Source organism: Fodinicola feengrottensis, assembly GCF_039530045.1.
In the GTDB taxonomy this organism is placed as follows: Bacteria; Actinomycetota; Actinomycetes; order Mycobacteriales; family HKI-0501; genus Fodinicola; species Fodinicola feengrottensis.
Genome location: NZ_BAAANY010000038.1, coordinates 37,453 through 57,043 on the forward strand (window position 1 = coordinate 37,453; position 19,591 = coordinate 57,043).

22 protein-coding genes are annotated in these 19,591 nt (G+C 65.3%); 11 read left to right on the plus strand and 11 right to left on the minus strand.

Annotated elements, in window-relative coordinates; all coding sequences use genetic code 11:
* Nucleotides 1-73 precede the first annotated feature (73 nt).
* Nucleotides 74-334 carry a hypothetical protein gene (locus ABD301_RS35775; protein ID WP_344314591.1) on the minus strand — a complete coding sequence of 87 codons (261 nt, stop codon included), beginning with the start codon at nucleotides 332-334 and terminating at the stop codon, nucleotides 74-76.
* A gap of 169 nt (nucleotides 335-503) precedes the next feature.
* Here ABD301_RS35775 and ABD301_RS35780 point away from each other — a divergent pair, with 169 nt between their 5' ends.
* On the plus strand, nucleotides 504-1,721 hold the full coding sequence (locus ABD301_RS35780; RefSeq protein ID WP_344314592.1) for a helix-turn-helix domain-containing protein: 1,218 nt from the start codon (nucleotides 504-506) through the stop codon (nucleotides 1,719-1,721).
* Nucleotides 1,722-1,963: 242 nt separating this feature from the next.
* Here the strand turns inward: ABD301_RS35780 and ABD301_RS35785 are convergent, their stop codons facing one another.
* The 5 genes from ABD301_RS35785 to ABD301_RS35805 form a co-directional block, all read right to left on the minus strand.
* Nucleotides 1,964-2,257, minus strand: a complete 294-nt coding sequence (locus ABD301_RS35785; RefSeq protein WP_163567101.1) for a hypothetical protein — start codon at nucleotides 2,255-2,257, stop codon at nucleotides 1,964-1,966.
* 247 nt (nucleotides 2,258-2,504) lie between these two features.
* The gene (locus ABD301_RS35790; protein ID WP_163567100.1) at nucleotides 2,505-2,681 is read right to left on the minus strand and encodes a hypothetical protein; all 177 of its coding nucleotides are present in this window, start codon (nucleotides 2,679-2,681) and stop codon (nucleotides 2,505-2,507) included.
* Between the two features lie 422 nt (nucleotides 2,682-3,103).
* Nucleotides 3,104-3,454 carry a hypothetical protein gene (locus ABD301_RS35795; RefSeq protein ID WP_163567099.1) on the minus strand — a complete coding sequence of 117 codons (351 nt, stop codon included), beginning with the start codon at nucleotides 3,452-3,454 and terminating at the stop codon, nucleotides 3,104-3,106.
* Nucleotides 3,451-3,606 (minus strand): hypothetical protein, encoded by a 156-nt coding sequence (locus ABD301_RS35800; protein ID WP_344314593.1) that lies wholly within the window; start codon nucleotides 3,604-3,606, stop codon nucleotides 3,451-3,453. Before ABD301_RS35800 ends, ABD301_RS35795 begins: the two co-directional genes overlap by 4 nt.
* Nucleotides 3,607-3,717: 111 nt before the next feature.
* On the minus strand, nucleotides 3,718-4,248 hold the full coding sequence (locus ABD301_RS35805) for an HNH endonuclease family protein (RefSeq protein ID WP_279579327.1): 531 nt from the start codon (nucleotides 4,246-4,248) through the stop codon (nucleotides 3,718-3,720).
* A gap of 621 nt (nucleotides 4,249-4,869) precedes the next feature.
* On the opposite strand from ABD301_RS35805, the gene ABD301_RS35810 reads away from it, so the two are divergent.
* The gene (locus tag ABD301_RS35810) at nucleotides 4,870-6,117 is read left to right on the plus strand and encodes a hypothetical protein (protein WP_344314594.1); all 1,248 of its coding nucleotides are present in this window, start codon (nucleotides 4,870-4,872) and stop codon (nucleotides 6,115-6,117) included.
* Here ABD301_RS35810 and ABD301_RS35815 read toward each other — a convergent pair.
* The 4 genes from ABD301_RS35815 to ABD301_RS35830 all read right to left on the minus strand — a co-directional run bounded on the left by ABD301_RS35815 (nucleotide 6,114) and on the right by ABD301_RS35830 (nucleotide 9,083).
* Nucleotides 6,114-6,701, minus strand: coding sequence for a hypothetical protein (locus ABD301_RS35815; RefSeq protein WP_163567095.1), 588 nt, complete (start codon nucleotides 6,699-6,701; stop codon nucleotides 6,114-6,116). The genes ABD301_RS35810 and ABD301_RS35815 overlap by 4 nt on opposite strands.
* 3 nt (nucleotides 6,702-6,704) lie before the next feature.
* Complete coding sequence (locus ABD301_RS35820; RefSeq protein WP_163567094.1) at nucleotides 6,705-7,274, minus strand: hypothetical protein; 570 nt, start codon at nucleotides 7,272-7,274, stop codon at nucleotides 6,705-6,707.
* Nucleotides 7,275-7,410: 136 nt separating this feature from the next.
* Entirely contained in the window at nucleotides 7,411-8,163 is a 753-nt protein-coding gene (locus ABD301_RS35825; protein WP_344314595.1) for an ABC transporter permease, read from the minus strand.
* Nucleotides 8,160-9,083, minus strand: a complete 924-nt coding sequence (locus ABD301_RS35830; RefSeq protein ID WP_344314596.1) for an ABC transporter ATP-binding protein — start codon at nucleotides 9,081-9,083, stop codon at nucleotides 8,160-8,162. Before ABD301_RS35830 ends, ABD301_RS35825 begins: the two co-directional genes overlap by 4 nt.
* A 138-nt stretch (nucleotides 9,084-9,221) precedes the next feature.
* Between ABD301_RS35830 and ABD301_RS35835 the strand changes: the two genes are divergently transcribed.
* The 9 genes from ABD301_RS35835 to ABD301_RS35875 are packed head-to-tail and all read left to right on the plus strand — an operon-like array spanning nucleotide 9,222 to nucleotide 18,161.
* Nucleotides 9,222-10,004, plus strand: coding sequence for a helix-turn-helix transcriptional regulator (locus ABD301_RS35835; protein ID WP_344314597.1), 783 nt, complete (start codon nucleotides 9,222-9,224; stop codon nucleotides 10,002-10,004).
* Nucleotides 10,001-11,434, plus strand: coding sequence for a Fe-S cluster assembly protein SufB (sufB, locus tag ABD301_RS35840; protein WP_344314599.1), 1,434 nt, complete (start codon nucleotides 10,001-10,003; stop codon nucleotides 11,432-11,434). The genes ABD301_RS35835 and sufB overlap by 4 nt, the downstream gene beginning before the upstream one ends.
* Nucleotides 11,435-11,480: 46 nt before the next feature.
* On the plus strand, nucleotides 11,481-12,653 hold the full coding sequence (sufD, locus tag ABD301_RS35845; protein ID WP_163567093.1) for a Fe-S cluster assembly protein SufD: 1,173 nt from the start codon (nucleotides 11,481-11,483) through the stop codon (nucleotides 12,651-12,653).
* Nucleotides 12,654-12,995 carry a bifunctional 3-phenylpropionate/cinnamic acid dioxygenase ferredoxin subunit gene (locus ABD301_RS35850; RefSeq protein ID WP_344314600.1) on the plus strand — a complete coding sequence of 114 codons (342 nt, stop codon included), beginning with the start codon at nucleotides 12,654-12,656 and terminating at the stop codon, nucleotides 12,993-12,995.
* On the plus strand, nucleotides 12,992-13,753 hold the full coding sequence (sufC, locus tag ABD301_RS35855; RefSeq protein ID WP_344314601.1) for a Fe-S cluster assembly ATPase SufC: 762 nt from the start codon (nucleotides 12,992-12,994) through the stop codon (nucleotides 13,751-13,753). Before ABD301_RS35850 ends, sufC begins: the two co-directional genes overlap by 4 nt.
* The gene (locus ABD301_RS35860; protein WP_344314603.1) at nucleotides 13,753-15,033 is read left to right on the plus strand and encodes a cysteine desulfurase; all 1,281 of its coding nucleotides are present in this window, start codon (nucleotides 13,753-13,755) and stop codon (nucleotides 15,031-15,033) included. Before sufC ends, ABD301_RS35860 begins: the two co-directional genes overlap by 1 nt.
* The gene (gene sufU, locus ABD301_RS35865; protein ID WP_163567091.1) at nucleotides 15,030-15,506 is read left to right on the plus strand and encodes a Fe-S cluster assembly sulfur transfer protein SufU; all 477 of its coding nucleotides are present in this window, start codon (nucleotides 15,030-15,032) and stop codon (nucleotides 15,504-15,506) included. The genes ABD301_RS35860 and sufU overlap by 4 nt, the downstream gene beginning before the upstream one ends.
* On the plus strand, nucleotides 15,503-15,862 hold the full coding sequence (locus ABD301_RS35870; RefSeq protein ID WP_163567090.1) for a metal-sulfur cluster assembly factor: 360 nt from the start codon (nucleotides 15,503-15,505) through the stop codon (nucleotides 15,860-15,862). Before sufU ends, ABD301_RS35870 begins: the two co-directional genes overlap by 4 nt.
* Nucleotides 15,846-18,161, plus strand: a complete 2,316-nt coding sequence (locus ABD301_RS35875; RefSeq protein WP_425552013.1) for a molybdopterin-dependent oxidoreductase — start codon at nucleotides 15,846-15,848, stop codon at nucleotides 18,159-18,161. Before ABD301_RS35870 ends, ABD301_RS35875 begins: the two co-directional genes overlap by 17 nt.
* On the opposite strand, the gene ABD301_RS35880 is transcribed toward ABD301_RS35875, so the two are convergent.
* Nucleotides 18,083-19,546 (minus strand): MFS transporter, encoded by a 1,464-nt coding sequence (locus tag ABD301_RS35880; protein ID WP_344314606.1) that lies wholly within the window; start codon nucleotides 19,544-19,546, stop codon nucleotides 18,083-18,085. The two genes, ABD301_RS35875 and ABD301_RS35880, sit on opposite strands and share 79 nt — an antisense overlap.
* Between the last annotated feature and the right edge of the window lie 45 nt (nucleotides 19,547-19,591).

Sequence of the window (19,591 nt, forward strand, 5' to 3'; positions counted from 1 at the left end):
AGGTAGTCGGCACGGACCTCACCCGAAGGCACCTCCCGGGACGGCTCTGAGCCAGGCTGCTCGTGTTGGCCGGTCATATTGACCGAAGGCCGTTCATCAGGTCCTGTAGCAGACGCTGGACACGGGCCGTATCCATCTCGTGTGGCGTGTACGCGATGCCCGTCGCGCTCAGCCATTGGATCTCGTGCCGGGCCTTGGCTTCCCGGGTGAGGTTCGCGTACCAGCCGGACAAAGCGCGTTCGGATTCGTTAGCGTCCCGGTGCTTGTGACTGTCGAGGAACGCGTTCCGGACGCCGCGAGGGGACAACGGGCCTCCCAGGTAGTGGCGCTGCATGGGCAGTGACCGTATGGGCGCCTCGGGTCACCGGCCGGTCCATAAAGATCCCGGCCAGGAGGGGGTACGGTTTTGCCCCCCTTGCCCAAGATCGTTTAGATCACCGGGCCGCTACTGTCGCGTACGCTTGTGAGATGTCGCAGCGCGCCTAGCCAGAGGGGCAGCAGCAATGGACGACCTAGAAGGCCTCACAGTGGGCCAGCGCATCCAGACCGTACGAGAGCGTAAAGGCAAGACCAGGGCCGTTGTCGCCGGTCTCGTCGGGCGCTCTGAAGAGTGGCTCAAAAAGATCGAGAAGGGCCGCCTACAGACCCCCCGGTTCGCCATGTTGGTGAACCTCGCCGAGGCACTGCAGGTCGACGATCTGTCGCTCCTGACCGGTACCTCGAACATTCCAATGGGCCTGGCTCAGCGGGCCTCTCATGAGGCCGTCCCGGCCATCCGGGAGGCCATCGAGGAGACCATGCTGACGGTCGCCTCCGAGCCCTGGCCCGACGCCGACGACCTGCAGCGCCGAGCCTCCGCAGCCTGGCGTCAGTGGCACGTCTCTGTCGCTCCCCGCAGTGACGTGGGGATGCCTCTTCCCGGGCTCATACGGGAGTGTCAACGTGCCGTGCGCGTCCTGGAGGGAAACGACCGCCGGAAGGCCTACCGCGCCCTGAGCGAGGTCTACGGGCTGTGCGAGCAGATCCTGGCCTGGGTCGCGGAGCCCGCCTTGCTCTGGCTGGTCGCTGACCGAGGTATCCACGCTGCCCAGCAGGCGGACGACCCGCTGGCCCTGGCTGGTGCGGCCTGGGTCCTGGGCAACGTCCAGCGGTCCGCCGGTCGCGAGGAGGAGTCCGTCCACCTGGTGGACCAGGCAGCCGAGCTGATCGAGCCGGAGCTGGACTCACGCCAGGAGTCCCGCGCGATGTGGGGCGCCCTCCAGCTGCATAACTCCATCACCTCCGCCCGGATGGGTCGCGAGGGCGACGCTCTGCGGTACCTCGACCTCGGCGGCGAGGCGGCCCGATCACTGCCGGCCGGCTACCACCACTCGTGGACGGTGTTCGGGCAGGCCAACACTGACGTGACCGCCGTGTCGGTGAACGCCGACCTCCGCAAGGGCGGCCGCGCGTTGAGCGAGGCCGAGCGGGTGGACCCGGACTCTGTCCCGTCTAACGAGCGCCGCGCCCGGCTGTGGCTGGAGATGGCCCGCTCCTACCAGCTCCGCAAGGACAAGATGGGCGCGCTCAACCTGCTCGCCAAGGCGGCCGATGTGTCCCTGGAGGCGATGCGCTGCCACCCGCTGGCCCGGGGCTTGGCCGGCGAGCTGGTGACCTCTGGCGGCCGTGTCATCGAGAAGGACGCCAGGAGCCTCGCCACCCGGCTGGGTGTGGCCGTCTGACCTACAAGGACGCCGCGATCTGAGCGCACTTCCGGCATGATCGCGCGAACCCGGGAGGCCACGGCCCTGTGACGAGCACGATGGCTGCCCCGCAGATGGCGGCGGTCTCGCCCTCTACGACGCGGTGGGCGAACCCAGCAGGCGTCTTAGGCGAGTCTCGTCGGTAAAGACGGCCGCCGCCGACCGCGTTGCTCTCTAGCCGCCGTGTCGCGCTGTAGCCGACCAGGTAGTTTGCCACCGGTCTACCAGCGCCGCATCCCTGAGGTTCGGGAGCCGGGGGCGACCTTGCCGTCGATCGTCGTCTCGCCGCTGCTGCTGACCCGCACGTCGACGAACCGGCCCCATGACGAGGTATGCACTCTCATGATGAAACGGCTGAGGTCCAGGTTGAGCGTGCCCTTGGCCTCCAGGACCATCTCCTCGAGGAGCGACCTGACGGCGGCCCCGTCCTGAGGGTCGATGTTTGTCTCCAGCACGCCCAGACGCGAGCCGCTGCCGGCGCTCTTCAGCTCGACCTCATACCTTTTCGCGACCATCGGGACCTCCCGAGCCGATCCTATGAATCTGGGATGCTCCCACCCGCGCAGCGCCAGCGCCATAGTCTGCGCCGCCCTGGCATATACACAGAGCGTCATGTAGCCTCGCGCGCGCGGGCGCGCGGCTGGGCGTTGGGGTGATCTTGAGGGCGTGTACTCGGGGCGTGTACTCGGCCGTGTACTTACCCTCGGTGACGACAAGGCCCCGTCCATATCGGACGAGGCCCTGCTGGCGGGTTTGTTTTGGTCAGTGGACGAAGCTAAGTACGACGTTGGCGATGCCGATCAGCAGCTGGCCGGCGATCGAGTCCGGGTGGGTGGCGGCGACCCAAACAACAATCGCGACGGGGATCGTGCCGAGCAGGCCGGCCCCCTTGAACCTGCCACCGGCTTTGGCAGTCGGTCGGCCCGCGCCGGCCTTCATCGGACACTCCGCGTACGTACGTAGGTGGCGACGCCGTCCAGCGAGACGGCAGCGAGGATCCCGAGGACTGCGCCGAGCATGGCGAGAATCAATTTTATAGCTCCTTTACTGGGGCGGCTGTTCGCGGCCGGCGTTTCGATGTCTCGCTCGTTCTCGGTGCGGTCTCGTTCTCGCGAGACCGCACCGAGACACCGAGACACCGAGACACCGAGACACCGAGACACCGAGACACCGAGACACCGAGACACCGAGACACCGAGACACCGAGACACCGAGACGCGCGAACTCGTCCGAGAGGCGGCCTCCGCTCTCGCTCTCGTCGCCGGTCTCGTCTCGGTGTCTCGGTGTCTCGGTGGTCTCGTCGCGACACCGTCTCGCTCGTCGTCTCGCGCGAGAGTGCGTCCTGAGCTGCGCGACCGTCATCACGAGACCCGCGGCGAGATGTCGCGGGTCTCGCTCGCGTGCGCCTCGTCGTCTCGGTGGTCTCGCGCCGCTAGCGGGGCGACGCGGAGATCGTCCTGGTCGCCTGGGTCATCCTCCAGATAGGCGTTGCCGATCTCCCAGCCAGTCTCGAGCTGGATGACGGCAACCCAGTCCTCGGCCAGCGTCCCCTCGGCGCTGTGCGCGTACGCCTGCGCCAGACGGTACATATCCAGCCATATCGGCCGCTCGTCAGGCACCCAGTCTAGGCCGAAACTCTCATCAGCAAGCCAAAAGTACAGCTCATCGAGTGCTGCGGCATCCTTATACAAACTCTCAAGGTTGTTGTTCATACTTCCCTTTCTTTGCGGGTCATCCGCGTGACCTCCCGGCGCCACCACGCTTCCATGACCTGGAGCGCTGCTTTTAGCTCGGTCGCTGGCATTTCCTCGCCAGCGCGGTGGCGGCGGAGCGTGTCGCTGGCCGCCTGGACCTCGTCGTCCATCAGGGTCCCTTCAGGTGGGCAAATGTCTGCAATTTTCGCTTGGAATGGGGCGCCGGCCGGTGGTCTCCTCCGGGCGGGCGCGGCACGAGCCGACGCCCCCGGCTAGGCGGCTTATACCCGCCGGGCCCTCCCGCCGGTCAGCTCGTGGAGGTCACCGATGAGGCCAGCGGCGAACTCTGGACGCGGGCCGTGCCGGCGCGAGCGGCGGTCTTCCACGCACCGCACACACCGCCGCCGCCAGATGCCGTCGGTGCCGACGGCCATCTCGCCGTCGTAGAAATGGCCGCTCGGGCAGGTAGCTGAGCGACCTCGAATGGCGCACGCGCCGTTGCCGCGCATCACATTTTCTCGCCGGGACAAGGGGCGCAGGTGGCGCGGGTTGACGCAGCCAATCGGGCCGCAATTGAACCGATGATCGACATCGTCGTCATTAGAAAGTTCTCCGACGAACGCTCGGAAAATGGCCCGATGCGCTGACGTGTTGATTCCGCCGATCTGCGTGATTCCATAGCCGGTCGAGGTGCGAGCCCCCAGCCAGCGCCAATGGGCGTCGTCACCGCCCGAGCGATCGCAAAATCCCCAAAGCCGCACCGCGTCGCGCATGGTGGGTGCCGGCGATATTCTTTGGTCCCGCGCCGCCATAACTTCCTCCGTGCTAATCGCTACAGAAGGTCAGCTGGCGGTCCGACCCGGTGATCCAATCACCTGATTTCAAGTAGACTGCAAAGATCCGGCTGCGTCAAGAGCATCTAGGCCGGATTCTCAGCTAAAGTTGTTAGACACCAAGGAAACTTGGAGACGTGGAGGGGTTGTGACAAGAGGGCCGCAAAGATTTATGTCAAAACAGTCCGTACTGCTGGACGAGGCGACGAAAGCCGCGTTAATGCGCGTCGCGAGCGAGCAGCAGCGCAGCGTGAGCGATGTGGTACGGCTCGCGCTGCAATCGTACATTGAGGCGCACGCCGCGACGCGAAGCCGCTAAAAGAAAAAGCCCGGCCCGGATCCCCCTCATCCGGGGCCGGGCTTTTCTGCGTCCTGGGCTCAAATCTTTTGATCTGCTTCTAGTTAGGTTCCATTGGTACCATATGTATGGTACCAATCGGATGCTGTGGTGCAAGGGAAACTCGCGCTCGATCTATAGCTCGGGCAATGGCTGCGGCGTAGAGTCGACCTCAGAAAAGACTAAAAAAATGACTGAGCGGCCCGGGCCACCACGCCCTAAGCCGCTCACCAGTAGGCCATTCCCTAGCGAAGGACCACCGGATGTCTTCGATAAGTGTACCCAGCGCGCCCGCTTCCGCACCATCCTCAGCGGAGATCAAGATCCCAGTCGGAGATCAAAAGATCAGCGTCCATTTCGCGCCGCCGGAGTCCGGCTGGGCCAAGATCCCCAATGAACTGCTGCGCGACAGCCGGATCTCGGGACTCAGCATCGCCGTCATGGCTTTTGTGTTGTCGCATCCGGCAACCTGGACGTGGTCGGCCGACCAGATCGCCCGGCACCGCACGGAGGGCCGCAACGCCGTACGGAAAGCGGTCGCGCAGCTGGAGCAGTTTGGCTACACAAGGAAGATCCGAACGGCCGGGCGGGGTGGGCAGTGGACCTCCAGCCGTGAGTGGCACTGGCCTCCGCTGCAGCTGGAGGATGAATCATCAAATGATGATCTGGAACCGACGCCCGAGATCCGGTCGTCGGCCGCACCTGCAGCTATACCGGCCCAGCAGGTGTTTCCCCAGGTCGCACCGACGACCGAAAATGGGGCGTCGGTTAACGGGGCGTCGGCGGACCGGGCGTCGGCGAATGGGGCGTTAAAAGCGAAAACCAATCCCGAAGACTGTGAGAAGACTGTCGAGGAAGACTGTCGCTCGCTTGCGACGCGAGCAACCGCCAGCGACGACCCCGACCGGGTCGGCCAGGACTCCCCGGTGGCCCCCACCACTCCTGGTCGGGATCAAAAGATCGACTGGCGAGGGGAGCTGGAGCACCTGGACCCGTACGACAACCCCGTCCTGGCAGCAAACGCCGTCCTGGCCCACTACGTCCAGGGCCTGGACGAGCGCGGAAAGAAGATCTCCGAGCGAGACCAACTGGGGATCTGGTCGGTCATCGCCAAGGAGCTTGAGGCGCCGGGGAGGGGCCGTACATACCTGGACGTGGCCTGGGAGCTGGTTGACGCCCATGACCGAGAGGTCCTGCCGAGGCTCAATGCCCACGGCAGCCCTAAGGCGTACGCCACCTTCATCATCAGGTACCGGTCGGAGCGCGCCCAGGAGCGGCGAGAGGCCGCTGAGAGCCACCAGGACGCTCCAGTCCCGACTCCGGTCGTCTCGGTCGAGGACTTAGACCTGGTGCTGCCCACGACGGCCTCAGAGGCGGCGCCAGCCACCGAGTCACCAGTCACCCAGTCTCGGGACCTGGCCCTCCTGAGGGGGATCCTGATGGCCCGCGACCCCGAGACCAAGCGGGAGCTGGAGGAGGAGCTGGCCGCGCTGCAGGCGTCAGCCGCCTAGCTCTCTTGGTTCGCGGGCGGGACGTTGGACGCGATCATCTGGAGGTAGCTGATGTCGTGGGGGTCGCCCAGCTCCGGGACGCTGCCCGAGCGGCGGTAGTCGGCTAGCTCGCCGCCAAGCTTGGCCAGTAGCTTCATGATCTCGTCCACGACTGTATCGATCTGAGGCGTGCCCCACGCTTTATCGAACGCGGCAGCTGCTTGGTCGTAGCCCGCTATGACGTGATGGATCAGGATCGGCTCGTCGATCGCGGGCGGCTTGATCATGACGATCTCCCTCAGGTGAGTCCATGCTTGCGTGGTGTCTGGCTCAGTTTCTAAGGACCGGCCACGGCTCCAGTTGAGCCACGACCGCAGAGACACGTCTAGAGCTGCCAGTGCCTGGCCGATCGCCTCAGCCGCCGCGAGTGCTGCCTGTTTGCGAGCCAGTAGCTCGGTGTGCCCACGGCCGGTCTCGGCCAGCCGCTCGGCGTGCTGGCGTCCTTTGCGGGAAACGTAGAGCGCGACGCCGGTGGAAATGAGTCCATTGAGGAGCGCACCGGCTCCTGCCCCTATAAGCGGCGGGATGACGACGCTCCAGTCCACGGGTCAGCTCACCTCCTGATTCGGGCTGATGGCCGCCGAGATCTCCGTCGCGATCAGGTCTACGTCCGCCGCCTCGCAGGTGCCGTCCTGGCGCCAGTCGTAGATCGAGCTGCCGAGCCTCAGCATGACCCGCTGTACGGTCTCGACCCTCGTCCTCTTGGCAGCAGGGGTCGACCGCTTGATGACGGGTATGGCCGCCTGACATGCCTTCGTCGTGGCCCGTACGCGATTGACGAGGTTCTGGTCGGCGATCGCTGGGAGCTTGAGGAACTGGACGCGCTCGAATTCGTCGAGCATCGACCCGATGGTCGCCGGGGCTCCCGCATCGATCGGGTCGCTCTCGACCGTGTTGGCCAGGTAGTCGAGCAGACCGGCCAGCGACTCATGGACGGACTCTGCGGCAGCGAGGGCAGCCTGCTTGCGGGCCAGCTCCTCGGCGTGCTCCTGCCCCCTCTTCGAGACATACAACGCGACGCAGGTCGCGATCAGCCCGTTGAGCACCACGCCCGTCAGGGTCCCGACGATCGGCGGCGTCTTGTCGAGTACTGCGACGAAGCTGTCCCACCAGTTCATGCCAGCGGAGCGTAGAGCCTCTCGGACCGCCGCTGAATGAGCCGAACGTACGCCTCCCACCGTGGCTCGCGGGCGGCTATGCTGGAGACGAACTGACGTCAGGCGGGTGCATCAGCCCAGCTCAGTACCGGCCCTCTCATTCCCACTTGAAAAAACGGGCGGCGGCGGAGATCGAGACCACGGCCCAAAAAAGCAACACTAGCCACGACTGCAATGGCACCGTGCCACCGGTCAAAGCCGCCCGCATCCCGGTAGTCAGCGCGTCCAGGGGGAGCAGTCCAAGAATGCCAGCCGCGAAAGACGGTACGGCGGTCACGACGCCGCCGACGGCCAGCATCAACAAATAGACGAGGTTGGCGGCGGCGAGAGTTGCCTCGGCGCGGAGGGTGCCGGCCATCCACAGGCCAAGTCCGGAAAACGCGGCCGTACCCACGACAGCGAGCCCGAGCGCCGGCAAAATTCCGGCAGCTGATGGATGCCAGCCGGCCAACAAACCGACGACGGCCAGTACGGCGACTTGCAAAACAATGACGGCGATGACTCCCACGGTTTTGGCGACCATCAGGCCCCAGCGCGGCAATGCGGAGGCGCCGAGCCGTTTGAGTACGCCATAAGAACGCTCAAAACCAGTGGCGATCGCCTGGCCGGTAAAAGCGGTCGACATCACCGCGAGGCCCATCACACCGGGCACCACAAAGCCCATGCGATCGGCGGTCGGCAGGCGTACGACAGATGTCAGCCCGATGCCAAGCAGCACCAGAATCGGAATGACCAGTGTCAGCAACAGAGACTCGCCGCGGCGGAGCGTGAGCTTGAGCTCCATCGCCGACTGGGCCAGCAAAATTCGGGACATCGGCGCGCGTCCCGGCGCCGGCGCGAAAGTGCTCACGTCCGCAGCTCCCGTCCGGTGAGCTCAAGGAAAACGTCTTCGAGCGTACGTTTGGCTGTGCGAAGGTCGCCCAGCAGAACGTCATTCCCGGCGCCCCAGGCGGTGACAGCGGCCAGCACCTGCGGCGTCAGGTCGCCGGACACGACGTACTCGCCAGGGCGCGGCTCCAGAGCGGCCAGGCCTTCCGGTAAGACAGCCTGCAGGGGAGCCAGCGGGAGGTGCGCTCGGGCGGTGAAGGACAACCGCTCGCAGCTGCTGGTCAGGTGGCCAGGCGTGTCGTCGGCGAGGACCTTGCCGCTGTCGATGATCGTCACCCGGTCCGCCAGCCGCTCGGCCTCGTCCATCAGGTGGGTCGTGAGGACGACCGTGACGCCGTCCTTACGCAGTTCGTCGACGAGGTCCCAGGTCGCGTGCCGGGCCTGCGGGTCCATGCCGGCCGTCGGCTCGTCGAGGAACACCAGGTCAGGGCGGCCGACGACAGCCATCGCGAGGCTGAGGCGCTGCTTCTCGCCGCCAGACAGCCGCCGGTACGGAGTGTTCGCGACCTTCGCCAGGCCGAGCCGCTCGGTGAGCATCGCGGTGTCCAGTGGACGCGCCGCGTACGCGGCGATCAAGCGCAACATCTCTGCTGCCCGGGCGCCCGGGTAGACCCCGCCGGCCTGCAGCATCACGCCGATCCGGGGCATCAGCTGGTCGTGTTCGCCGACCGGGTCCAGGCCGAGGACGCGGGCCGAGCCACCGCTGGCCCGCCGGTAGCCCTCGCAGACCTCGATCGTGGACGTTTTGCCTGCTCCGTTGGGCCCCAGCAGGGCATGCACGGAGCCGCTTCGGACCGTAAAGGAGAGACCGTCCACCGCCGTGACTGGCCCATAACGCACGAACAAGTCCTGCAGCACTACCGCGGGTTCGTCGGCTCGCACAGCTTTACTCTACGCGCTGTAGAACTAGATGCGTGACCGGCATCGGGAGCCTCCTGGGCAAGGAGTGATGCGTGCCACCGTACGACCGGGCCTTCTTAGGGTTGGCTCACATCGAGCGAATTACGTAACATAGGTGTTGTGAAAAACGACAGCGACGAGTCGGGGCGCCTGAGCGTGCCCGCGACGACTGCTGTCAACAGTAAGGTCCTCGACGAACTGGTCGCGGGCGGGATGGCCGAACAGCGGACTCGCGACCGGGTCGTGCAATTGCTGTTGGAGCACGGCCCGCAGACCGCCGCCCAGCTCGCGCAGCAGCTCAGCGTGGTTCCGGCGGCGATCCGCCGGCACTTGGAGACGCTGCTGGCCGAGGACCGGATCCGCCGCTCGGAGAAGCCGATGGTGGGCCAGCGCGGTCGCGGCCGGCCGGCCCAGCTGTTCGAACTCACCGAGACCGGCCGGGCGCCGTTCCCGCACGCGTACGACGACCTTGCCGCCGTCGCGCTGCGGCATCTGTCGACGTATGCGGGCTCCGAGGCCATCCAGGCGCTCGCCGCCGAGCGGGTGGCTGGGCTGGAGCGCCGCTGCCGCGAGGTGGTGGACGCCGCCGGCGACGATCCGGCCGCTCGTACGGAGGCCCTGGCCAGCGCGTTGACCGCGGAGGGTTACGCTGCGACGGCCTCGATGATCGCGTCCGGCGGGATGATCTGCCAGCACCACTGCCCGGTGGCTCATGTCGCCGCCGAGTTCCCGCAGCTGTGCGAGGCCGAGACCGCCGTCATCAGCCGGCTGATCGGCAGCCACGTGCAGCGGCTGGCCACCATCGCACACGGTGACGGGGTCTGCACCACGCACATCCCGTCCCAGCCCAAGAATATCGAAATCGCACCAACAACCACCCGTTCCGGGAGGACGCACGCATGACCACCACGCCCGAAGTTAGGCCGATCAGCCAGGACGAGCACATCGAGGCGCTCAGCCGTTATGGCTACGGTTGGGCCGACAGCGACACGGCGGGGTCCGTCGCCCGACGCGGCCTGAACGAGGATGTCGTACGTGACATCTCGGCCAAGAAGAGCGAGCCCGAGTGGATGCTCAAGCGCCGGCTCAAGGCGCTGAAGCTGTTCGAGCGCAAGCCGATGCCGCACTGGGGCGCGTCGCTGACCGGCATCGACTTCGACAACATCAAATATTTCGTACGCTCGACCGAAAAGCAGGCGACCACCTGGGACGAGCTGCCGGACGACATCAAGAACACGTACGACCGGCTGGGCATCCCGGAGGCGGAGAAGCAGCGGCTGGTCTCGGGTGTCGCCGCGCAGTACGAGTCCGAGGTCGTCTACCACAAGATTCGTGAGGATCTTGAGGCGATGGGCGTCATTTTCCTCGACACCGACAGCGGCCTGCGCGAGCACCCAGAGCTGTTCGAGGAGTATTTCGGCTCGGTGATTCCCAGCGGTGACAACAAGTTCTCCGCGCTGAACACCGCGGTGTGGTCCGGCGGCTCGTTCATCTACGTGCCCAAGGGTGTGCACGTCGACATCCCGCTGCAGGCGTATTTCCGGATCAACACCGAAAACATGGGCCAGTTCGAGCGGACCCTGATCATCGTCGACGAGGATGCCTACATCCACTACGTCGAGGGTTGCACCGCGCCGATCTACAAGTCCGACTCGCTGCACTCCGCGGTGGTTGAGATCGTCGTGAAAAAGGGTGCGCGCTGCCGTTACACGACCATCCAGAACTGGTCTAACAACGTTTACAACCTGGTCACCAAGCGGGCCGTGGCGCACGAGGGTGCGACCATGGAATGGATCGACGGCAACATCGGTTCCAAGGTGACGATGAAATACCCGTCCGTCTACATGGTCGGCGAGCACGCCAAGGGTGAGGTTCTGTCGGTCGCTTTTGCAGGCGAGGGCCAGCATCAGGATGCCGGTGCCAAGATGGTGCACGCGGCGCCGCACACTTCTTCCACGATCGTCTCGAAATCGGTGGCGCGTGGCGGCGGGCGTACGTCGTACCGCGGGCTGATCCAGGTGCTGGAAGGCGCTTCGCAGTCCAAGAGCACGGTCAAATGTGACGCGCTTCTGGTCGATGCGATCAGCCGCTCAGACACTTACCCGTACAACGACATTCGCGAAGACGACGTGTCGATGGGCCACGAGGCGACCGTTTCCAAGGTCAGCGAGGACCAGCTTTTCTACCTGATGTCCCGCGGCATGAACGAGGACGAGGCGATGGCGATGATCGTCCGCGGTTTCGTCGAGCCGATCGCCCGCGAGCTGCCGATGGAATACGCGCTGGAGCTCAACCGGCTGATCGAGCTGCAGATGGAAGGCGCAGTCGGCTGACCGCTGGCTTGCTGATCTAGTTTTCAAAGAGGAGAACCGGAAACACATGACGACGACCACCGCCGATGCGCGCTCTCAGCCGGGCGCCGGCGCCCCACCGGCCACCCGGTCCGCGGCCCTCACGTCGTATGACGTGGCGGATTTTTCGGTGCCGACCATGCGCGACGAGGACTGGCGGTTCACTCCGCTGAGCCGCCTCGCCGGCCTGCATGACGGCTCGTTCGTGGCCAGCGGGACGCCGGTCAAGCGGTCGGTCGCGGAGCTGCCTTCGGGCGTACGCATCGAGAACGTCGGCCGCGACGACAAGCGCATCGGCACCGCTTTGGTGCCGTTCGACCGGATCAGCGCTCAGGCGTACACCTCCTTCACCGAGGCTTTTGTTCTGTCGGTGGACAAAGACATCCAGGTCGAGACACCAGTGGTGGTCGACGTGGGTGGCGGCGATCTTGACGGAGCGTCGTTCGCGCACACCGTCGTCGACATCGGCGCCGGCTCCGAGGTCACCGTGGTCCTTGACCACACCGGTCCGGCCGTGCTGGCCGACAACGTCGAGGTGCTGGTCGGGGACAACGCGAAACTGATCCTGGTCAGCGTGCAGGACTTCGACTCCGGTTCGGTGCACCTGCAGCACCAGCGGCTCAAGCTCGGCCGGGACGCCCGCATCACGCACATCTCGGTCAGCCTCGGCGGCGATGTGGTACGACAGTTCACCACTGTCGACTACACCGGTCGCGGCGGCGACGCGCAGGCTCTGGGCATCTACTTCGCCGACGGCGGCCAGCACCTGGAACACCGCCAACTGGTCGACCACTCGGTGCCGGACTGCCGGTCCAACGTGGTCTACCGCGGTGCCCTGCAAGGAAAAGACGCGCACACGGTGTGGATCGGTGATGTCCTGATCCGGCCCGAGGCGACCGGCACGGACACGTACGAGATCAACCGGAACCTGGTGCTGACCGAGGGCGCCCGCGCGGATTCGGTGCCCAACCTGGAAATCCAGACCGGTGAGGTCGTCGGCGCCGGTCATGCGAGCGCGACCGGTCGATTTGACGACGAACAGCTTTTCTATCTGATGTCTCGCGGCATTACCGCTGAGAACGCCCGCCGCCTGGTCGTGCGGGGATTCTTCGCCGAGCTGATTGGCCGCATTCCGGTGGAAGAGCTTCGCGATCGGATCACCGCCACGGTGGAAGCGCGGCTCGCAGAGGCGGGCGCCTAAATGGCCAATGATTTCGTACGTGCCTGCGCGGTCGGCGAAGTGCCGGCCGGCGAGGCCATCGGCGTTCAGGTCAACGGCGAGCCGGTGGCGGTCGTGCACACCGAGGACGATCAGTTTTTCGCGATCCGCGATGTGTGTTCGCACGCCGAAGTTCCGTTGTCCGAAGGCGATGTCGAAGGCTGCACCATCGAGTGCTGGCTGCATGGCTCGCAGTTCGACCTGCGGACCGGAAAACCGACCGGCCTGCCGGCCACCGAAGCCGTACCCACCTATGAAACCCGCATTTCGGACGGCGACGTTTACGTTGCCGTACAGACAGCAACTCAGGAGCCCGTGAAGTGAGCACTCTGGAAATCCGTGATCTGCACGTCAGCGTCGCCATCGCCGACGGCGAGGAGAAACAGATCCTGCGCGGCGTCGACCTGACGGTGAAAGCGGGCGAAACCCACGCGATCATGGGGCCGAACGGCTCCGGCAAGTCGACACTGGCGTATTCCATCGCTGGCCACCCGAAATACCGGATCACGTCCGGCTCGGTCACTCTCGACGGCGAAGACCTGCTGTCGATGACCGTCGACGAGCGCGCTCGCGCCGGCATGTTCCTCGCGATGCAGTATCCCGTCGAGGTTCCAGGGGTCAGCGTCTCGAACTTCCTGCGTACGGCCGCGACCGCCGTTCGCGGCGAGGCGCCGAAGCTGCGTACCTGGATCAAGGAAGTCAAGGAAGCGATGGAGCGGCTTGAGGTCGACTCCGCTTTCGCTGAGCGCAACGTGAACGAGGGCTTCTCCGGTGGCGAGAAGAAGCGCCACGAGATCCTTCAGCTTGAGCTGCTCAAGCCGAAGATCGCGATCCTCGACGAAACCGACTCGGGCCTGGACATCGACGCGCTGCGAGTGGTCAGCGACGGCGTCAACCGGGTCTCCGAGACCGGCGAAGTCGGCGTGCTGTTGATCACCCACTACACGCGCATTCTGCGGTATGTGAAGCCGGACTTCGTGCATGTCTTCGTCGGTGGCAAAATCGTCGAAGAAGGCGGCTCGGAGCTGGCCGACCGGCTGGAGTCCGAGGGGTACGTGCGATACACCAAGGCGGCGGTCTGATGGGCGCGCCGGCTCCGGAACTGACGCTGGACGTAGAGCGGATCCGAGCCGATTTTCCCATTCTGCAGCGCACTGTCCGGGACGGCCACCAGCTGGTCTATCTGGATTCGGGTGCCACGTCGCAGAAACCCGTGCAGGTGCTGGACGCTGAGCGCTCGTACTATCTGCGGCACAACGCGGCCGTGCATCGCGGAGCCCACCAGCTCGCCGAGGAAGCGACCGATCTTTACGAGGGTGCGCGGGCGAAAATCGCCGCCTTCATCGGCGCGCGGGACAACGAGGTGGTGTTCACCAAGAACGCGACCGAGGGCCTGAACCTGGTCGCGTACTCGATGAGCAACGCGGCCACGTCCGGGCCGGAGGCGGCTCGGTTTGTGGTGGGTCCCGGCGACGAGATCGTCGTCACCGAGATGGAGCACCACGCGAATCTGGTGCCCTGGCAGCAACTCTGTCAGCGGACCGGCGCCACCCTGCGCTGGTTTGGGCTGACCGACGAGGGTCGGCTGGATCTGTCCGATGTGGACAGTGTGATCACCGAGCGGACCAAGCTGGTCGCGCTGGTGCATCAGTCCAATGTGCTCGGTACGGTCAATCCGGTCGCCGAAATCGCTGCGAAGGCCCACAAAGTCGGCGCCCTGGTAGTGCTGGACGCTTGCCAGTCGGTGCCGCACATGCCGTTTGATGTGGTCGAGTCCGGCGCGGACTTTGTCGCCTTCTCCGGCCACAAAATGCTCGGCCCGACCGGTGTTGGTGTGCTCTGGGGCCGATACGACCTACTCGCCGCGATGCCGCCGTTCCTGACCGGCGGCTCGATGATCGAGGTCGTACGCATGGAGGGCACGACTTTTGCCGCGCCACCGCAGCGTTTTGAGGCCGGTGTGCCGAACATCGCCCAGGTGATCGGGCTCGGTGCCGCGGTCGACTACCTGACCGAGGTCGGCATGGCCAATGTCGCCGAACACGAGAAGCAGCTCACCGCGTACGCACTGGACGCGGTGGAGTCGCTGCCCGGCGTACGTGTCATCGGCCCTCCCACGAATGTGGCCCGCGGCGGCGCGGTTTCCTTCGTAGTGGACGGCATCCACCCGCACGATGTTGGGCAGGTGCTGGACGACCAGGGCGTTGAGGTCCGGGTTGGGCACCATTGCGCTTGGCCCATTGTCCGCCGCTTCAACATTCCAGCGACCACCCGCGCGACGTTCTACCTCTACAACTCGACAGAGGACATCGACGCGCTGGTGGCGGGAATAGAACGCGCCCAGAGGTTCTTCAAGCCATGAAGATGGAATCGCTCTACCAGGAAATCATCCTGGACCACTACAAGCACCCGCACGGGCGGGGGCTCAAAGACCCGTATTCGGGCGAGGCGCACCACGTCAACCCGACCTGCGGCGACGAGCTGACCGTGCGGGTGCAGCTGTCCGCGGATGGCTCGGTGGTCGAGGAACTTTCGTACGAGGGACAGGGTTGTTCGATCAGCCAGGCCTCGGCATCGGTGCTGCACGACCTGGTCGCCGGCCAGCCGGTGATGGACGCGATGGCAGTCGGTGACGAGTTCCAGCGGATGATCGGTGGCCGCGGCACGGTCGAGCCGGATGAGGAAGTGCTTGGCGACGGCGTCGCTTTTGCCGGCGTCGCGAAATATCCGGCTCGGGTGAAATGCGCGCTGCTGGGGTGGATGGCATTCAAGGACGCGACCGCGCGGGCTGTGGCGGGCGCCGACGCGTCGACTTCGACGGAGGCAACACGATGAGCGACGAGACCACAACGCCGACCGCCGAGCGGACCAAGGCGGAACTTGACGACGTAGAAGAGGCGCTTAAAGACGTCGTCGACCCAGAACTTGGCATCAACGTCGTCGATCTTGGCCTGATCTACGGGATCCACGTCGATGATGAGAACATCGCCACGGTTGACATGACGCTGACCTCGGCAGCCTGCCCGCTGACCGACGTGATTGAGGACCAGGTCCGCGAGGCGCTGGTTTCCGGGCCAACCGGGCTGGTGAACGACTTCCGGATCAACTGGGTCTGGATGCCGCCGTGGGGCCCGGACAAGATCACCGACGACGGCCGCGACCAGCTCCGCGCTCTTGGCTTCAACGTCTAGAGAAGTCCCGCACAGCTCCCATTGGGGAGCCTTTGTGGCAACGGCTCAGGACGGTCGGATCGTTGGCGTAGAGCCACATCCGGTCGATCCTGAGCCGTCTCCGCTTATCGGCAATGTCGTCGACGCGCATCGGCATCGGTCGCGGATCAAGCAGCCGTACGTTCGCGCCGGCTGGCTTAGCGCCGGTCCTGGTCCGGATTCTCGGCGAGGATCTGACTCGTACGTTCCCGTCAGTTGGTCCAAAGCTCTGGATCTGCTCGCCGGTGAGCTGTCTCGGGTAAAGGAGTCTTACGGAAATCGCGCGATTTTTGGCGGCTCGTACGGGTGGGGGAGCGCCGGCCGGTTTCACCACGCGCAGTCGCAAGTGCACCGGTTCCTGAATTCGATCGGTGGCTACACCCGATCCGTCAACAACTACAGCAATGCCGCGTCCGAGGTCACCTTGCCGCGGATTCTTGGCCCGGCTGGTGGACATCAGGTTTTCCGGCAGGGCATGTCGTGGAAGACGATCGCCGCCAACACCGACTTGATAGTGGCCTTCGGTGGCGTACGGCGGAGCAATCTGGCGGTCGCGCCCGGCGGACTTTCCGAGCACCGGATCGGTTCCGAGCTTTCCGCGCTGCATAACGTGGAGGTGGTGTCTATCAGTCCGCTGGCTGACGATGCGGCTTCGGAGCTGAATGCGCGGTGGGTGCCCACCATTCCCGGCACCGATGTGGCGATCATGCTCGCGATGACCTGGGTCCTGGTGACTGAGGGGCTGGCCGATCGGTCCTTTGTGGACAGGTATGTGGCTGGCGCTGACATGGTCGAAAAATACCTCACCGGCGGGGTCGCCAAGACGCCTGAATGGGCAGCTGAGTTGTCCGGCGTACCGGCCGATGAGATCCGGACTTTGGCTCGGCGGATGGCTTCTTGTCGGACGTTGGTGACGACAAGCTGGTCGTTGCAGCGCATTCAGTACGGCGAGCAGAGCCTGTGGGCGGGCCTGACGTTGGCCGCATACCTGGGGCAGATCGGCCTGCCGGGCCGTGGTTTCGGGCACGGGTACGGCTCGATCGGTGACGCCGGCAAGCCTTTGTCCGGCCCGCTGCCGACGCTGCGGCAAGGTCGAAACGAGGTTTCCGATTTCATCCCGTGTGCGCGCATCGTCGACATGTTGGAGCGGCCCGGCGAATCGGGCGACTTCAACGGGCATCGACTGTCCTATCCGGACACTCGGTTGATTTACTGGGTTGGTGGTAATCCCTTTCACCATCACCAGGACTTGCAGCGGCTGACTCGCGCGTTGGCCAAACCCGACACGATCGTTGTGCATGAGCCGTTCTGGACTGGGATGGCGAAACATGCGGACATCGTGCTGCCGGCGACTCTGACGATCGAACGAGACGACATGGGCGCCGGTAGGGGGGACCCGTACCTGATCGCGATGAAGCAGGTCGTGCCTCCGGTCGGCCAGGCCCGCGACGACTACGACATCTTTGGTGACCTGGCCTCGCGCTTGGGCGTATATCAGGAGTTCACCGAGCGCCGAGACTCAGCAGCCTGGTTGCGAAAGCTTTATGGCAACTGGCAGCAGTCCTGGAGAAGACGCGGTCACGAGGTGCCGGACTTCGACGTTTTTTGGGAGACTGGCAACATTCGGCTGCCGGGTCTGCGCGAGCCCGATCCACCACTCGCTGATTTTGTGGCCGATCCAGACAAGCATCCGCTGAACACGCCGAGCGGCCGGATTGAGATCTTCTCCGAGACGGTCGCTGGGTTTGGCTATGCCGACTGCCCTGGACACGCCGCTTGGCTGGAGCCCGAGGAATGGCTCGGTTCTGAACTGGCCCAGCGCTTTCCGTTGCATCTCATCGCGAATCAGCCCGCTCGGAAGCTGCACAGTCAGCTGGACATGGGCGCTCACAGCATGGCCGGTAAGACTCACGGGCGTGAGCGCGTACGCGTGCATCCGACGGACTGTGCGTCTCGCGGACTCTCCGACGGTGACGTCGTACGCATCTTCAACGACCGGGGTAGCTGCCTGGCCGCCGTCGAGTCCACTGTGGACGTACGCGTCGGAGTCGTGCAGCTTTCCACCGGAGCCTGGTACGACCCGTCCCGCCCGGACATCGCCACCTGCATCCATGGCAACCCGAACGTTCTCACCACCGACCGCGGCACGTCGTCGCTCGCCCAGGGCTGCACCGGCCAACACGCTCTTGTCGAAATCTCCCGCTACACCGGTGAACTTCCAGCGGTCGCCGCCTTCGATCCGCCGTCCTTTGCCGGGTGCGTCGCGGAACGACGTTCGTAGGGCGTAAAACCAGAGGACAACAAGACGACGGCGGACAGGATCGCCATGCCCGCGACGAAAAGCCAACCGCGATGGAAGGCATTGATCGCGGCGATGGGCTCGGCGGCCGCTGGGTTGCCGACGATGCTGACGAATGCGGCCGCGCCGAACGCGCTGCCCATCTGTTGGAACATCGAGGAAATGCCCACCGCGGTGGAGATCCTGGCTGGGTCGACGACGCTGAGGGCCACCGAGACGAACGACGGGATGGTCATCCCGACGCCCATACCGGTCAGCAGTTGAGCCGGCAGCAGTTCGCTGACGTAGGCCGGTGTCGGCCCGATTCGCCCGGTCAGCCAGACGGCCCCGGCGGCCATCAACAGACCGCCAATGGCTCCGACCCGGTGTGGGCCGAGCCGTGGTCCGAGCAGGCGAGAGGACGGGATTGCGACACAGGCGGCCATGATCGGGCCGGGGCTCAACTGGAGGCCGGTGGCGAGGATGGACTGATGCCAGTGCAGGGGCAGGAACTGCGCTCCGGCCAGGATGCCGGCTGCGAAACTTACCGAGAAGAGCAGCGCGGAACTGACCGCGAACAGGAAGGTGCGCCGGCGGAGCAGGCCGATTTCCAAGGCAGGGGACCGATGCCGTAACGACCTGCCGACCACCGCGAGCAGGATCGCGGCGGCGATCGCGGCGGTGATCAGCGTGGTCGGAAGGCTCCACTGACCGAACTTGTCGATGGTGAGGGTCAGCGCGGTGACGCCGACAATCAACCCGGCGGTGCCCCAGAGATCAGGCAGCTGCCACTCGCGCCGGTCGCGGCTTTCCCGTAGCCGCAGCGATCCGAGGATCAGCGATGCCATTCCGAGCGGAAGGTTGACCAGGAAGATCCAGCGCCAGTCGAACTGGACGAGCACCGCACCCAGCAGCGGCCCACTGGCGGCCCCGGCGCCCCCAACCGCCGCCCACGCACCGAAAACCGCGGCCCGGCGCTGCGGCGGGAACTCAGGCAGGACCACGGCGAGCGCTGCCGGGGTGAACAAGGCCGCGCCAGCGGCTTGGAGGATCCGGGCGGCAATCAGCATCGCGGGCGAGATCGCGATCGCGCAGGCCGCCGAGGCCGCCACGAAAAGTCCCAAGCCGAGCAGGAACATCCTTTTCCGCCCGATGGCATCGGAAATCCGGCCGGAAGGGACCAGCAGAGCGGCGAAGACGATGGCGTACGCGGTGAAGATCCAGGACAAGTCGGCAAGTCCGGAGCCTGGAAAGTCCTTTTGGATCGCCGAGAACGCGAGATTGACGATGAACGTGTCCAGGAGGGACGCGTAGATGGCGACGGAGACGATCGCGAAGGAGAACCACCCGCGCCGGGACGTGGCAGGTGGGCCAGTGAGTAGCGTCATGCGACCGACTGTACGGGTCGTGAGTCGCTTGATGCAACTGACTGG